Annotated in this window: 12 protein-coding genes; 8 read left to right on the plus strand and 4 right to left on the minus strand. The window is 69.4% G+C overall.

Features of this window, described 5'->3' with window-relative positions; genetic code table 11:
• The first annotated feature begins 179 nt into the window (after positions 1–179).
• From ABD973_RS07145 to ABD973_RS07155, 3 genes are all read left to right on the plus strand, one after another.
• On the plus strand, positions 180–395 hold the full coding sequence (locus tag ABD973_RS07145) for a DUF6243 family protein (RefSeq protein ID WP_125822830.1): 216 nt from the start codon (positions 180–182) through the stop codon (positions 393–395).
• Positions 396–746: 351 nt separating this feature from the next.
• A complete protein-coding gene (locus ABD973_RS07150; protein WP_125822829.1) occupies positions 747–1031 on the plus strand; it encodes a hypothetical protein in 285 nt (94 codons plus the stop codon).
• Complete coding sequence (locus tag ABD973_RS07155; protein WP_125822828.1) at positions 1028–1426, plus strand: PIN domain-containing protein; 399 nt, start codon at positions 1028–1030, stop codon at positions 1424–1426. Before ABD973_RS07150 ends, ABD973_RS07155 begins: the two co-directional genes overlap by 4 nt.
• Before the next feature lie 46 nt (positions 1427–1472).
• Here ABD973_RS07155 and ABD973_RS07160 read toward each other — a convergent pair whose 3' ends face one another.
• Together ABD973_RS07160 and ABD973_RS07165 are read right to left on the minus strand one after the other, a co-directional pair.
• Positions 1473–2312 (minus strand): HAD-IC family P-type ATPase, encoded by an 840-nt coding sequence (locus tag ABD973_RS07160; protein ID WP_345499294.1) that lies wholly within the window; start codon positions 2310–2312, stop codon positions 1473–1475.
• 860 nt (positions 2313–3172) lie between these two features.
• Complete coding sequence (locus ABD973_RS07165; protein ID WP_125822826.1) at positions 3173–4522, minus strand: glycoside hydrolase family protein; 1350 nt, start codon at positions 4520–4522, stop codon at positions 3173–3175.
• Between the two features lie 181 nt (positions 4523–4703).
• Between ABD973_RS07165 and ABD973_RS07170 the strand changes: the two genes are divergently transcribed.
• From ABD973_RS07170 to ABD973_RS07190, 5 genes are all read left to right on the plus strand, one after another.
• Complete coding sequence (locus ABD973_RS07170; RefSeq protein ID WP_125822825.1) at positions 4704–5726, plus strand: LacI family DNA-binding transcriptional regulator; 1023 nt, start codon at positions 4704–4706, stop codon at positions 5724–5726.
• A 66-nt stretch (positions 5727–5792) separates the two neighbouring features.
• A complete protein-coding gene (locus ABD973_RS07175; RefSeq protein WP_345499297.1) occupies positions 5793–7133 on the plus strand; it encodes an ABC transporter substrate-binding protein in 1341 nt (446 codons plus the stop codon).
• Between the two features lie 50 nt (positions 7134–7183).
• Positions 7184–8173, plus strand: coding sequence for a carbohydrate ABC transporter permease (locus ABD973_RS07180; protein ID WP_125822823.1), 990 nt, complete (start codon positions 7184–7186; stop codon positions 8171–8173).
• A gap of 5 nt (positions 8174–8178) precedes the next feature.
• Positions 8179–9021 carry a carbohydrate ABC transporter permease gene (locus ABD973_RS07185; RefSeq protein WP_345499299.1) on the plus strand — a complete coding sequence of 281 codons (843 nt, stop codon included), beginning with the start codon at positions 8179–8181 and terminating at the stop codon, positions 9019–9021.
• Positions 9022–9085: 64 nt separating this feature from the next.
• Positions 9086–10066, plus strand: coding sequence for a carbohydrate kinase family protein (locus ABD973_RS07190; RefSeq protein ID WP_125822821.1), 981 nt, complete (start codon positions 9086–9088; stop codon positions 10064–10066).
• Between the two features lie 1168 nt (positions 10067–11234).
• On the opposite strand, the gene ABD973_RS07195 is transcribed toward ABD973_RS07190, so the two are convergent.
• Positions 11235–12566: a class I SAM-dependent RNA methyltransferase gene (locus ABD973_RS07195; RefSeq protein ID WP_125822820.1), complete on the minus strand. Its 1332-nt coding sequence runs from the start codon at positions 12564–12566 to the stop codon at positions 11235–11237.
• Positions 12567–12661: 95 nt separating this feature from the next.
• Entirely contained in the window at positions 12662–14716 is a 2055-nt protein-coding gene (locus tag ABD973_RS07200; protein ID WP_125594762.1) for an APC family permease, read from the minus strand.
• Positions 14717–14835: the final 119 nt, after the last annotated feature.

Here is a 14835-nt window from a genome sequence, read left to right on the forward strand (position 1 = left end):
GCCGACCCCGGGCGGAGCTCGGCACGCCAGGCCGACGGAACCGGGTAGCGTGATTGTCATGTTCTTCCAGACCGATGTACGCGTGAGAGCGTGACGGCCCCCGACGACGTCCCTCGACCCCGCCGCCCGTTCCCACCGATGAATCCGCAGACCACTTCACAGCACCACTGGGAGAGCCCGTGACCGACAGCAAGAACATCAACAATCCCGTGGGCCAGGGCGGCGGCCAGCGCAAGAGGCAGTCCCGCGCCGAACGGCAGAACAACGGCCCGCACCGCAACCTCGACCGCCAGGGCGCCGCCGGCCAGAAGGCCGAGCTGGTGCGCAAGATGCGCGAGAAGGTACTCGGGGCCGAGGACGCCGGACAGCCCGACGACGACGCCGCAGAGAGCTGACGCACCGCCACCGCAGGGCGGCACCACACGGAGCAGGGCCCGGACCGCACGTCGCGGTCCGGGCCCTGCTGCCGTGTGAATCCCCGTGGACCGGGTCAGGCGTCCTCGCGCACCGGCTCCAGGATCGCCACGCACTCCACGTGGTGGGTCATCGCAAACATGTAGAGCCAAAACAGCTCAAAGAAAACCGCAGGTCAGAGGCGTGCGCGACGCAAAACGGATGCAAGATCAATGTGCATGACGTGCACGATGGGCGTTACGCGCGATGCCTGACGCACGGAGGGTGGCATCCCCGGACTCCGCGCCATCGCGAAGCTCGCCTTATGGCATTTGCAATGCCATACTTCCGGCATGGCTGACGACGACACCGACTTCCCGCCCGGTGACGGCCCCACTAGCGGCATCTCCGTCTCCCTGACCGCCGGCACCCTGCAAGCGATCCGTGAGCGAGTAGGCAAGCGAGGCGTGTCCGCGTATCTGGAGAAGGCCGCGCAACGGCAGATCGAGCGGGACAACCTGGATGAGCTGATCGCCGACTTCGACAAGACTCATGGACCCGCCGACCCCGAAGCCGTCGCAGCCAAACGAGCCAAGCTCACCGGCGGCACCTCCTCCGACGCCGGGGCAGCCGCGTGAGCGGCGCGCTCATCCTGGACAGCGAGGGCCTGGCCAAAGCCGTGCAACGCGACCGCGAGGTCCACGAGTGGCTGACCGCCGCACGCGACGCCGACCTTCCTGTGATCACTTCCGCCCCGATCCTCGTCGAGGTGATCCACCCCCGGATAAACGACGCCGCCCTGAAGTGGACGCTGTCCCGGCTCCGGGTCGAGCCAGTCACTCAGGCCCTCGCCCAGACCGCCGCCGGTCTGCTGCGCGCTGCCGGCCTGCACGGACACAAGTACGCCATCGACGCGATGCTGTGCGCCACCGCCTTCGCCCAGCCCGGCCGCGTCACGATCCTGACGTCCGACGTCGAGGACATCACCCTGCTCACCAGCGACCACCCACGTATCACCGTCGAGAAGGTCTGACTCCCGCCTCCGCCGGGAGTGGCGTTGGGCGCCAACGGCGAAGTCGCTAGGCGTTGGTGACCACCGAAGGGGAAGACACGGCCATGGCCGCGGCGGCGATGATCGGGCTGAGGCGTATGCCCCACAGACGACAGAGGGCGCCGGCGGCGATCGGGATTCCGCCGGCGTTGTAAACGAGGGCGAAGAAGAGGGTCTGCTTGATGTTGCGCATGGTGGCGCGGGAGAGGCGGATGGCGGTGACGACTCCGGCGAGGGAGCCGGAGACGAGGATGATGTCGGCGGCCTCGATGGCGACGTCGGTGCCGGTGCCGATCGCGAGGCCGACGTCGGCTTGGGCGAGGGCGGGGGCGTCGCTGATGCCGTCACCGACCATCCCGACCGTGCGGCCCTCGCCCTGGAGCCGACGGATCTCGTCCGCCTTGTGCTCGGGCAGCACTTCGGCCAGGACCCTGGGGATGTCGCCGTGCCCGGCGATCGCAGCGGCGGTCCCGGCGTTGTCGCCGGTGAGCATCACGATGTCCGTGCCGAGTCGCTGCAAGGCGGCCACGGCACGGGCCGAGTCGTCCTTGACGGTGTCGGCGATGCCCAGTGACAGAGTCGAAGCCAGAGGGCGGGCGAGCGGGTGCTCGCTGTCGGCCTCGGCGCCGGCCGCGAGCGCGAGCAGCTCGTCCTCGCTGAAGCCGCCGACCGGCTCCGCATCGGCGAGGGCTGGCCCGCCCTCGGTGACGGTGCCCGTCTTGTCCAGGACGATGGTGTCGAGCTTGTGCGCCGTCTCCAGTGCCTCGGCCGAGCGGATGAGGATGACGTCCCGCGCGCCCTTGCACACGTCGGGGTTTCTCGCGAGGAACGCGCCGACCTCGACGCGCCACGCGGGGACCGGGCTCATCCGGAACGTGGGCCAGAGAATGTCTCCGGAGGGAGCGAAGGTGTAGGTGGCGGCCTGCTCGATGTCGTCCCAGGCGGTGGCGGCCTCGGCGGACCACTCCAGTTCGCCAGCCGGTCCCGTACGGTGGCCCAGGTCATCGCGACCGGGCAGGGGCCGCAGGCGGACGACGAACCACGAGACGGCCTCGGTGCTGCTCGCTCAGCTCAGCGATGAGGAACTTGCCGCAGTTCGGGAGCGGGCTGCTCATAGCAACGAGGTTCTGACCGGCTTCCGGTCGGGCAGCGACGAACTCGCAGAGCCTGGCGAGCGCCGGCCGCAGTACGCGACCACGGTGCCCAAGCTGCAGTGATACGAGGCGAAGGCCACCGAGTTGGGCGTGAGTGTGAGGGCCATCAAGCGGTGGGCGCGCGCTAGCGACCGGGAAGCCGGGCTCGTGCGTGACGGCCCGGACCGTGGGAGCGGCGACATGGCAGGGCTGGGCCGGGCCGCCGTGCGGTGGGTTGAGATGGCCCTGGGGGAGCACGGGAAAGAGTCGAAGCCGACCCGTGGGAAGGTAATCCGTTCCGTCGGCACGCGCCTGGAGGCCCACTACGGCGAAGGGGAGGTGGAGCTGCCCGGTCGCGCGACGGCATACCGGCGGCTTCAGGAGCTGGAGCGGTGGCTGCCGACCTTCCGGCTGAGTGTGAAGCGCAACCGGGGCATCGCCGCCAGGCCGCCGGGCGCGTACGGGAAACTGCGGCCCGCAAGGCCGGGCGGAGACCTGCTGATGGATACCACGCGCCTGGACGTCTGTGCCATGGACCCGATCACGATGAAGTGGGTTCAGGCCGAACTGACCGTTGGGCGCGGGCTCTCGTCCCTCAGGGAGTCGAGGGGCCGGGCCAGATGGCCGAGGCGTCGTCGCGGTGCGGGTCGGGCAGCCGGATCGGGCGGACCGGCATCGTGCGTTGGCGTCCTTCTGCGGCGGCCGTCCACGGGGCGGGGTGCCCGGAGTAGCACAGGGTGGTCAGGGCGAACACGCCGTCGGCGTAGACCTCGACGTATTCGCCGATGGTGAGGATGCGCAGGGTGGCGGCGGGGCTGGTCAGGACGGTTTCGCCGAGTCGGGTCCCCTCGGGGCCGGTGACCCAGAGGTTCTTGCCGTCGCAGCCCACGGCGAGGGCGGGACGGTCGCCGCCCGGTGTGTCGGTGCGCAGGGTGATCTCAACCGGCCCGGTGATGCCGATGTCGCCGACCGCGTGCAGGGTGGGGTGGTCGGTCTCCTCCCCGAGCCAGGTGTTCAGGCCGGGCCACCATTCCAGGCGGGGAGCCGCATCGCCCCCCATCACAAGTGACTTCGGCTGGGCGAGCATGCCGCGGCAGCTGGCACCGGTGTCCCTGAGACCGGCGCGGCGGGGCGTGGTGTGCAGCACGACGCGGGAGCCGTCGGGCGCGGCGATCACGCGCGGAGCATAGGCGCCGGTCGGGCCGAGCGGGCCACGGCGGGTCCAGGGGCCCCTGAGGCGGGGGGCGGTCCACGCGTCGAAGCCCCGGGTGGCGCCGATCGAGCCGAGCAGCAGCCAGCTGCCGTCGTCGAGGCGTTCCAGGACAGGGCACTCCAGCTCGTCGACGTCACCGGGTGAGATGAGCGGCGGGTGGACGGTCCAGTGCTCCAGGTCGTCGGAGGTGGCCAGCGCGACGCAGCCGCTGACCTCCACCGGGAGGGAGGCATCGCTGGCACAGATGACCATGACCCAGCCGTCCGACTCGTCGTCACGTACGACGAATGGGTCGCGCCAGCCCATGCGTTCATCGGTGCGGTACCAGCGTGGGTCCGCTTCGACGACCGGCCCGATGCCATGACGGCGCCAGGCTGTGCCGTCGGTGCGGTCGGAGTACGCCAGTCCGACCGACTGGAGTGGCCAGCCACCCGGGGTGAGACCGGAGACGCCTGTGTAGAACATCGCCATTGCGCCGGCGTGCCGCAAGGGGTGCATGGTCCACACGGCCTGCTGGTCGAACCGGCCGGGCAGGCCGTTGCCGAAGGCGGTGCCCTGGGGCTGCCAGTGGACCAGGTCGGTGGAGGTTGCCCGGCCATAGGAGGTCTCCATCCGCAGATGGTCGAACTCTGGTGTCCAGGGTCCCTGCAGGTGCAGCACCACATACGTGCCGTCCTCGTCGCGCAGGAGGGCGAAGTCGTTCACACAGAGGCCGGGCGGGGCGTATCGCATACACAGTTCCTGTCGCTCCGCAGCGCGCAAACGCGTGCGCTGACGTTGATCAAAAAGAAGGTCCCCCAAGGACGAGCCCAAGTAGATATGAACGCAAACGCTTGCGCAACAAGGTGCGCGGGTTTACGGTCACGTCACCCACAGATCACACCGACGTGAAAATCAAGGGGAGGAGTCCGCCGTGACTGCCAGCATCACCGATGTCGCTCGCGCCGCCGGAGTCTCGGCGTCCACCGTGTCCCGCGCGCTGCGCGGCCGGCCGGGGGTGTCGGCGGAGGCGCGGGACCGGATCGTGGCCCTCGCCGCGCAACTCGGCTACACCGCGTCCCGCTCGGCCTCCAGCCTGGCCAGTGGCCGCACCTACACCGTTGGTGTGCTGGTCCCGTACGTGGGCCGCTGGTTCTTCGGCACCGTACTGGACGCTGCCGAGAAGGTGTTCAGCGCCGCCGGGTACGACGTGCTGCTGTACAACCTGGGTTCGCCGGAGACCCGCAAGCGCTTCTTCACCAGGCTGCCGGTCCGCAAGCGGGTGGACGCGGTGCTGACGCTCCTCATTCCTGATGAGGAGGAGTCGGCGGCGCTGCGCTCACTGGGGGTGCCGCTGGCCACCACGGTCGGCGGAACCCGGCCCGGCTTCACCGTGGTCGGCATCGACGACCGGGCCGGCACCGAGAGCGCCGTACGGCATCTGGTGAACCTGGGCCACCGCCGGATCGGCATGATCAGCGGGTCCAGCGGACCGCTGCACTGGACCACGCCCATCGAGCGCCGCAACGCCTACCTCGACGTCCTGGCCGACGCCGGGATCGACCACGATGCGGCCCTGGAGGCGGACGGCGACTACACCGTCGAGGGCGGCGAGCGGGCGATGACCGAACTGCTGGCCACTGCCCGGCCGCCGACCGCCGTGTTCGCGCAGTCCGACGAGATGGCGATGGGCGCCCTGCGCGCCCTGCGCAGGCACCGGCTGAAGGTGCCGGAGGACGTGTCGGTCGTCGGCTTCGACGACCACGAACTCGCCGACGTGGTCGGCCTGACCACCGTTGCCCAGCCGGTCGCCGAGCAGGGCGCCGAGGCCGCCCGGCTGCTGCTGCGCCAGATGGACGAACCCGACGCCGAACCACCCGTCGCGCAGGTGCAGATGCCCATCCGCCTCGTCTTGCGCGAGACCACCGCCCCGCCGCGCCCGCGCGGCCCGCGATAGCTCCCCAACCCCACACCCGTAAAGCACGACAGCACCTCGAACTCCCCCCAGCACGGAGGCACAGCCATGAGTTCAATCAGCAGAAAGTACCGCCGCACCGCATGTACGGGCCTGGCCCTGGCCCCCCTGGTGGCGCTGGCCGCCTGCGGGCCGGGCGGCCCTGCCGACACCTCCGCCGAGGCCGGAAGCGGCACCGGCACCATCACCGTCTGGGCCCACCAGGGCCAGGCCGGTGAGTCGACCGCCCTGCAGAACACGGTGAAGTCGTTCAACTCCTCCCAGAACAAGGTCAAGGTCAAGCTGACCCTGATTCCGGACACCGACTACACCAAGACCCTCACCGCGACCGACGCCTCCAAGCTGCCGGACGTGATGGAGTTCGACGGTCCGACCATGGCGAACTTCGTCTACAACAAGAAGCTCGCCGCGATCGACGACCACGTTTCCGTCAAGACCATGGCCAATGCCACGGACGCCATCAAGGCCCAGGGCGAGATCAACGGCAAGCACTACGGCCTGGGCATGTACGACTCCGGGCTCGGTATCTACGGCAACAAGAAGCTTCTGGACGCGGCCGGGATCAAGTACCCCACTGGGCTGTCCGACGACTGGACCGCGGCCGAGTTCACGGCCGCCGTCACGAACCTCGCCGCCAAGGACTCCGACGGCAAGAGCCTGGACCTCCAGGAGAGCGGCGGCTACGCCAACGAATGGGGCACCTACGGCTTCGCCCCGATCGTCTGGTCGGCCGGCGGCTCGCTGCTGGAGAACGGCAAGGCGGAAGGCGTCCTGGACACACCGGCGGTGGCGTCGGCGCTGAAGACGTTCCAGGACTGGAAGAAGTACACCGACCCCAACACCGACGGCAACGCCTTCGCCAAGGGCCGCGTTGCCCTGAGCTGGGTCGGCCACTGGATGTACCCCACCTACAGCAAGGCCCTCGGCGACGACCTGGTCGTCCTGCCGCTGCCCGACTTCGGCAACGGCCCCAAGACCGGTCAGGGCTCCTGGCAGTGGGGCATCGGCGCCAACACCAAGAACGGCAAGGCCGCCGGCGCCTTCCTCGACTCCCTCCTCAACGACACCAACGTCACCGCGATGACCACAGCCAACGGTGCCCCTCCCGGGACCACGTCTGTGCTCGCCAAGAGCGACCTGTACAAGCAGGGTGGCCCGCTCCAGCTCTTCGCCGACCAACTCGCCAAGCCCTGTGGCGACTCCCACAGCGACAAGTCCTGCGTCGCCGTGACCCGCCCGGTCACCGCCGGATACCCCACGGTCACCGCCAAGTTCAGCCAGGCGCTGGCCGGCGTCTACGGCGGGGCCGATCCGAAGGCCGCCCTCGAGAAGGCCGCCCGCGCCATCGACCAGGACTTCTCGGACAACGACGGCTACAAGCTGCCGTAGCCGGTCAGTCGCCATAGCCGGCATCCAGCAGCCGGGAGAGGACCCCTACCGTGACCACCCTGAGCCCCGCACCCGCCGCCCCCGCAGGCAGGAAACCGCCCCCGCCATCGACCTCCCGGACGCACGAACGGCCCGGGCGCAGGAACCGCGACGGGCTGCGCGGACTGCTCATGTCCGCGCCCGCCCTCGGCGGACTGATCGCCTTCGTCGGCGTACCTTTCGTCTACGCGGTCGTGCTCTCCTTCTACAACGTCCGCCTCGGCTCCCCGCTGCAGCCCCGCTTCTTCGGCATCGAGCAGTACCGGCGCCTGTTCACCGACCCCGACATGTCCGGCCCCTTCCTGCGGGCCCTGCTGAACAACCTCACCTTCACCGTGGTCGTGGTCCCCGTACAGACCGGCCTCGCGCTGGCACTCGCGATCCTACTCAACCGTAAACTCAAGGCCATCGGCGTCTTCCGGTCGCTGTTCTTCCTGCCGGTCGTCTTCCCCATGGCCCTGGTCGCCGTCATCTGGCGGCTCATCCTCGCCCGCAGCGGCGACGGCCTGCTCAACTCCGCCCTGGACGCGGTGAGTTTCGGCAACTGGGGGGCCTTCGACTGGCTCGGCGACGGTCTGACCGCCATGGCCTCGATCATCGTGCTGTCCATCTGGCAAGGTGTCGGCTTCCAGATGGTCATCCTCCTCGCAGGACTCCAGCAGATCCCCGGCGAGCTCTACGAGGCCGCCGAACTCGACCGAGCCTCCCGCTGGCAGCAGTTCCGCCACGTCACCCTGCCCGGCATCCGCGGCACCCTCGCCTTCGTCGCCATGCTCACCTCGGTGCTGTCCTTCCGGGTCTTCGACCAGGTCTACGTCCTCGTCAAGGGCGGCGGACTCGACGAGGACGCCACCCGGACCGTGATGTACCAGGCCGTCACCACCGCCTTCGACCAGAACAACATCGGCCAGGCATCCGCGATCACCGTCGTCTTCTTCCTGATTGTCGTCGCCCTGACCCTCATCCAGCGCCGCGTCGTCCGCACCGGCAACGAGGACTGATCCCCATGGCCCGGACCCGAAACTCCCTGCGCCGCTTCCTCGACTACGCCGTCCTGAGCGTGCTGTCCTTCATCTTCGTCCTGCCCGTCCTCTACCTGATCCTCGGCAGCTTCAAGCCCTCCGACGAAGTCCTGAGCGGCCTCGCCGGCTTCCTGCCCACCCACCTCTCCTTCGACAACTACAGCGCCGTCGTGGACAGCTTCGACTCGGACGCCACCGGCTACTTCTGGCGCTTCATGGGTATCTCCCTGCTCCTGTCCACCGTCGTCGTCCTCGGCGGCCTGATTGTCAACTCCATGGCCGCCTATGGGCTGACCCGCCTGCGCTGGAAAGGTCAGGGCGTCGTCTTCGCCCTCGTCCTGCTGCTGATGCTGGTCCCGTTCGAAGCGGTGGCGGTGCCGCTGTTCTACATGTTCAACAGCCAGCGCAACACCATCTACATGCAGGCGATCCCCTTCATCGCCAACGCCTTCTCCATCTACCAGTTCGCCACCTTCTTCCGGGCCATCCCGCCCAGCATCGAAGAGGCAGCCCGCATCGACGGCGCCGGCCCCTGGCGCACCTTCTTCGCGATCATCGTCCCGATGTCGAAGCCGGTCTTCGCCTCGGTCGCCATCCTGACCTTCCTCACCCAGTGGGGCTCCTTCCTCTGGCCCGTCCTCATGGTCTCCGACCCCTCGGTCCGCGCCCTGCCGCTGGAACTGAGCGTCTTCCAGGGACAGACGCCCGTCGACTGGGGCCAGGTCCTCGCCTTCGGCGTCCTGCTCGTCCTGCCCGTCCTGATCGTCTTCGCCTTCTTCCAGCGGTGGTTCGTCCAGAGCGTCGCCAGCTCCGCCGTCAAGGGCTGACCCACCGACCGAGCACCAGCACCTGCGTGCGCACCCCATGTCCATCCCCGCAGAGAGACACTTCATGAGCACGGCCACCTGCGGCATCACCGTCATCGGCGAATGCGTCGCCGACGCCTTCACCGACGCTTCCCAATCCTTCCGCGCCCAACTCGCCTTGAACGTCCTCCCCGGCGGCGGCCCCGCCAACACGGCTGTCGCCCTCGCGCGGCTCGGCACTCCCACCCGCTTCCTTGCCCGCATCTCCCACGACGTCTTCGGCACCCTCTTCCGCAACCACCTCACCGCCTCCGGCGTCGACCTGACCGACAGCGTGAACGCCCCCGAGCCCAGCACCCTCGCCATCGCCCACCTCGACGAGGCCGGCCAGGCCACCTACTCGTTCTTCGCCGACGGTGCCGCCGACTGGCAGTGGAGGCCCGAGGAACTGACCACCGCACCGGACGGGCACACCGCCGCCCTGCACACCGGATCCCTGGCACTGATCCGCCGGCCCGGCGGAAGCCACATCGAGGACCACCTCGCCGACGCACGCGAACACGCCAGCGTTTCCATCGACCCCAATGTCCGTCCCCTGCTCGTGCCGCCCGCCGCCTACCGCAGGCGACTCCACCGCTGGTGCGCCCTCGCCGACATCCTCCGTCTCAGCGAAGACGACCTCGCCCTGCTTCTTCCCGGAGCCACTCCCGAGCAGGCCTGCGACACCTGGCACGAGGCCGGAGCCCGTCTCGTCGTCATCACCCTCGGCAGCCGCGGCGCCCTCGCCTCTCTCGACGGCCACCGCGTCACCGTCCCCGCACCGGCCGTCGAAGTCGTCGACACCGTCGGCGCCGGCGACTCCTTCACCGCCGGGCTGCTCCACCGCCTCACCACACTCGGTCACCTCGGCGGCCGACTCGAGACCCTGACCCTCGATGACACCGCCAACGCCTGCTCTTTCGCCGCACACGTGGCTGCCCTCACCTGCTCCGTCCCCGGCGCCGACCCGCCCTGGGCAGCACGCTTGACATCCCTCGCCACCGACGAAGATCACCTGCATCGGTAAACATGAGGCGCCTTCGCCCCCTTGCGTCAAAGCGAACACCACCGGCACGCACGCCGATGCGCCTGATCACCGTGCCTGATGTGCACCGCGGGCGTCGGAGAATTCCGCGGGCTCCCGGGGCTCCGACCTGCTGAAACGGTGCACGAGCCGTCCATGCACAGCTTCCCGGTTCGGACACCCCCTAGCTAGGCAGACGTGAGGTCGTTCAACGATCCCTGGAGGGCCGCCGCGGTCGCCGGTGCGACCTGTGCGACCTTTCGGAGGTCTTCACCGGTCAAGTACCGATAACCCTGCGGGGGATGGAACGATCCGGAGCCGTGCAGAACGAACCCCAGCCACTGGGCCTGACCAAGGACGCGCCCTCAGGCTTATCCAGGCGCTGGTCCTCGCCACCGAGAACGCAGGACACTCCAGTGCGGCAGGGCAGACCGGCTTCGCGCCCCCGTCCCATCGCCGCCGCAGGGCGTCTCCCCACTTCACCATCACCGCGCAGGGCCAGACCGCGGAGTTCCTCGTCCTCCAGAAGCAGGACCGGACTGAGCACGTCGCCACCGAGACGGAGCTCGCCGAGGCCAAGAAGAACTCTTGGATCAGGATCCCCCGCTTCGACTACACCCCGTCCGAACGCCTCCGCTTCGCCCTCAGCGGCGGCCAGCCGCACCGGGCGAGCGAATGGGCCGACACCCCCGGCCGCCCCTCGAAGACCAGCTACCAGAACCGAAGCCGAAGCACGGATCGACTGGGCAGCAGCACGCGTGGAGCGCCTCGACCCCCTGCGCACACCGCCCCGACTGCCCGACATCCCCGAACCACGAGCCGACGACCTCAGGCCTTTTCTCGGGCATTGGAGCCCCTACGGCCCCTGACACAACACGGACCGGACACTCCACCGAGCGTCACAGAACGTCACTACCGAGAAGCGGAAGGGGCAGGGGCAGGGGCAGGGGCAGGGGCAGCCAACAGTTCCGCAACCAGCGCCCCAGCCACCTCAAGATGCCTACCGTCCCACAGCCGAGGGCTCCACCCGGCGGTCGCCAAGCGCGCATGACGACCCATCAGAAACCACCCCGTCCGTGCGTCAAACGTGCGTCACGTGCGTCAGACATGCGTCGAGATATCGCACCTAACGCACGTAACGCCCATCACGCACACTCAGAGAAACGCCAGGTCAGCGGCCCTTTTCGGCGGGCTCCAGGATGGCCACGCACTCCACGTGGTGGGTCATCGGGAAGAGGTCGAAGACGCGGAGGGTGCGGACGCGGTAGCCCGCGTCCTTGAAGTAGCCCAGGTCGCGGGCCAGGGCCGCCGGGTCGCAGGCGACGTACGCGATGCGGCGGGCCGAGAGGCTCGCGATGTGGCGGACCGTCTGCTTGCCGGCGCCCGCGCGGGGCGGGTCCAGGACGACCAGGTCGCACTCGGTGATGCCGGTGCGCGGGAGGGCGGTGTCGACCTTGCCCTGTTCGATGCGGACCCGGGGGAAGTCCGCCAGGTTGTGGCGGGCGTCCTCCACCGCGCGCTTGCCCGACTCGATGCCGAGGACCGCGCCCGTCTCGCCGAGGCGCTCCGCGAGCGCGCCCGCGAAGATGCCGACGCCGCAGTAGAGGTCGAGGGCCATCTCGCCCTTGCGCGGCATCAGGCCCTGCATGACGGCCTTGATCAGGGTGTCGGCGGCCTGGGGGTGGACCTGCCAGAAGCCGCCCATGCCGACGCGGTACGTACGGCCGTCCGCGCGCTCGCGCACGAAGGGGCGGCCGTGGACGCGGTGCACCCCTCCGTCCTTCTCCTCGACGCGGAGCACCGAGACCGGCTTGTCGAGCTCCACCAGCGGGAGGCGGCCGCCGGGGCGCGGGGTGAGGACGACCTGGCGGTCACCCGAGCCCGTCGCCGCGATGGCCTCGACGGTCGCCATCTGGGGCCAGTCCTGCTTCTCGATCCCGAGCTCCGAGACCCCGGGCGCCGCGATCATGCAGTGGTCGACGGGCTCGATGTCGTGCGAGCGGTGCTTGCGCAGGCCCGCCCGGCCCGTCTCGTCGATCGCGTACTGGACGCGGGTGCGCCACTGCGGGACCTCTCCGGCGGGGAGCTTGTCGCCCTCGGCCGGCATGACGGTGCCGTCCCAGCCGGCCTCCTCCGGGGTGAGCCCGGCGAGCCGCTTCAGCTGCTCGGCGACGACCTCGCCCTTGAGCCGGCGCTGGGCGCCCGGCTTGGCGTGCTGCCAGTCGCAGCCGCCGCACTTGCCGGGGCCGGCGTACGGGCAGGGGGCCTCGACGCGGTCCTTGGAGGCGGTGAGGACGGTGACGGCGTCGGCCCGCAGGAAGCGGGAGTCCGACTCGCCCTCCGTCACGCGTGCGACGACCTTCTCGCCCGGCAGCGTGTGGCGGACGAACAGGACGCGGCCGTCCGAGGTGCGGGCGATGCAGTGGCCGCCGTGCGCGACGGGGCCGACCTCGACCTCGTACTCCTCCCCGACCAGTGACTGCTTCTCGTTCTGCTCGGTCATGGTGAGGGGGCTCCAAGGAAAGAAAGGGAAAGAGAACGGCCGGAGGACCGACCCACCAGTTTACGTGGGTCTCCTCCGGCCGTTCACCACCAGGACTACTTGCCCGCCGGGTCCTTCTGGCGCGGCCTCGGCGTGTCGACGGGGCCGCGGCGCACCGCGCCCGGGGCGTTCCACTCCTGGCGCTTCTTCGCCCGCCGCTTGGCGAGCTCCGAGGACTCCAGCTGGTAGGGCACCGAGGTGACCATCACGCCGGGCGTGAACAGCAGCCGGCCCTTGAGGCGCAGCGCGCTCTGGTTGTGCAGGAGGTGCTCGTACCAGCGTCCGACGACGTACTCGGGGATGTAGACGCTGACCGCGTCGCGCGGGTTCTCGCTGCGCAGGCCCTTCACGTACTCGACCACGGGCCGGGTGATCTCGCGGTAGGGCGAGTCGAGGATCTTCAGCGGGACGTTGATGCCGCGCCGCTCCCACTCGGCCCGCAGGGCCTTGGTCTCAGCCTGGTCGACGCTGATGCTGAGCGCCTCCAGGGTGTCCGAGCGGGTCAGCTTGGCGAAGGCCAGGGCGCGCAGGGTGGGCTTGTGGACCTTGGAGACCAGGACGATGGAGTGGACCCGGGAGGGGCGCACGCTGTCGTCGCTGGGGCCCTCGTCGGCGGCGATCTCGGCGGCGACGCGGTCGTAGTGCTTGCGGATCGCGGTCATGGTGCCGTAGAAGATCAGCATGCCCAGCAGGGCGACCCAGGCGCCGTGGGTGAACTTGGTGGCGAGGACGACGACCAGCACCATGCCGGTGAAGAAGGCGCCGAAGGTGTTGATCGCCCGCGAGCGGATCATCCGGCGGCGTGCGGCCTGGTCGCGCTCGGTCTTCAGGTGGCGGTTCCAGTGCCGCACCATGCCGATCTGGCTCAGCGTGAAGGAGACGAACACGCCGACGATGTAGAGCTGGATCAGCTTGGTGGAGTCGGCGTCGTAGATCCACACCAGCAGTATGGCCGCGCCGGCGAGCAGCACGATGCCGTTGGAGAAGGCGAGGCGGTCGCCGCGGGTGTGCAGCTGGCGCGGCAGGTAGCGGTCCTGGGCGAGGATCGAGCCGAGCAGCGGGAAGCCGTTGTAGGCGGTGTTCGCGGCCAGGAACAGGACGAGCGCGGTGGCCGCGGCGAGCAGCACGAACAGGAAGCTGCCGTTGCCGAAGACGGCCTCGGCGACCTGGGAGATCACCGGGTGCTGGACGAAGTCCTCGCCGACCGGGACGCCGTTGTCGAGCAGGTTGGTGGCGGGGGCCTCGGCCATCCTCACGTCGGTGGCCATGGCCAGGCCGATGATGCCGCAGAACATGGTCACGGCCAGGCCGCCCATGAGGGCGAGGGTGGTGGCGGCGTTCTTGCTCTTGGGCTTGCGGAAGGCCGGTACGCCGTTGCTGATCGCCTCGACACCGGTCAGGGCGGCACAGCCGGAGGAGAAGGCGCGCAGCAGCAGGAAGACCAGCGCGAAGCCGGCCAGCCCCTGGTGCTCGGCCTTGATCTCCAGGTGGGCGGTCGGGGCCTCCATCGTGTCGCCCATCACGAGGCCGCGCCAGGCACCCCACGCGATCATCACGAACACGGCGCCGACGAAGACGTACGTCGGGATGGCGAAGAGCTTCCCGGATTCCTTCACTCCGCGCAGATTCATCAGCGTGAGCAGCAGAATCATGACGATCGCCGAGAGCACCTTGTGCTCGATGACGAAATCGACGGCGGAGCCGAGATTCTCGACGCCGGAGGAAATGGAGACGGCGACGGTGAGGACGTAGTCGACGAGCAGGGCGCTGGCCACGGTGAGGCCGGCCTGGGGGCCGAGGTTGGTGTTGGCCACCTCGTAGTCGCCGCCGCCGCTGGGGTACGCGTGGACGTTCTGCCGGTAGGAGGCGACCACGGTGAACATCAGCACGACGACCGCGAGCGCGATCCAGGGGCTGAAGTGGTACGCCGACACGCCCGCGATGGACAGGACCAGCAGTACCTCACCCGGGGCGTACGCCACCGAGGAGAGCGGGTCGGATGCGAACACAGGGAGGGCGATCCGCTTGGGGAGGAGCGTTTCCCCGAGGCGGTCGCTGCGCAGCGCCCGGCCGATCAGGATCCGTTTGGGCACGTCGGTCAGTTTGGACACGCAGAGGATCGTAAGCGTTCGAAATGTGGCTGACGAACCCCGTACCCCTAATCCGCACCAATGCGCCTCCAATGAAGCACCTGCCGGACCCCAAACGGCCACACTGGTGACCGCCCGTG

Origin of the sequence: Streptomyces racemochromogenes (assembly GCF_039535215.1) — a bacterium.
Classification (GTDB): Bacteria; Actinomycetota; Actinomycetes; order Streptomycetales; family Streptomycetaceae; genus Streptomyces; species Streptomyces racemochromogenes.

Bases quoted from the DNA above. Each gene is read 5' to 3' on its own strand.
- ABD973_RS07175 (WP_345499297.1), top strand. From the start codon at position 5,793: ATGAGTTCAATCAGCAGAAAGTACCGCCGCACCGCATGTACGGGCCTG.
- ABD973_RS07165 (WP_125822826.1), bottom strand. From the start codon at position 4,522: ATGCGATACGCCCCGCCCGGCCTCTGTGTGAACGACTTCGCCCTCCTG.
- ABD973_RS07185 (WP_345499299.1), top strand. From the start codon at position 8,179: ATGGCCCGGACCCGAAACTCCCTGCGCCGCTTCCTCGACTACGCCGTC.
- ABD973_RS07190 (WP_125822821.1), top strand. From the start codon at position 9,086: ATGAGCACGGCCACCTGCGGCATCACCGTCATCGGCGAATGCGTCGCC.
- ABD973_RS07160 (WP_345499294.1), bottom strand. From the start codon at position 2,312: ATGAGCCCGGTCCCCGCGTGGCGCGTCGAGGTCGGCGCGTTCCTCGCG.
- ABD973_RS07150 (WP_125822829.1), top strand. From the start codon at position 747: ATGGCTGACGACGACACCGACTTCCCGCCCGGTGACGGCCCCACTAGC.
- ABD973_RS07195 (WP_125822820.1), bottom strand. From the start codon at position 12,566: ATGACCGAGCAGAACGAGAAGCAGTCACTGGTCGGGGAGGAGTACGAG.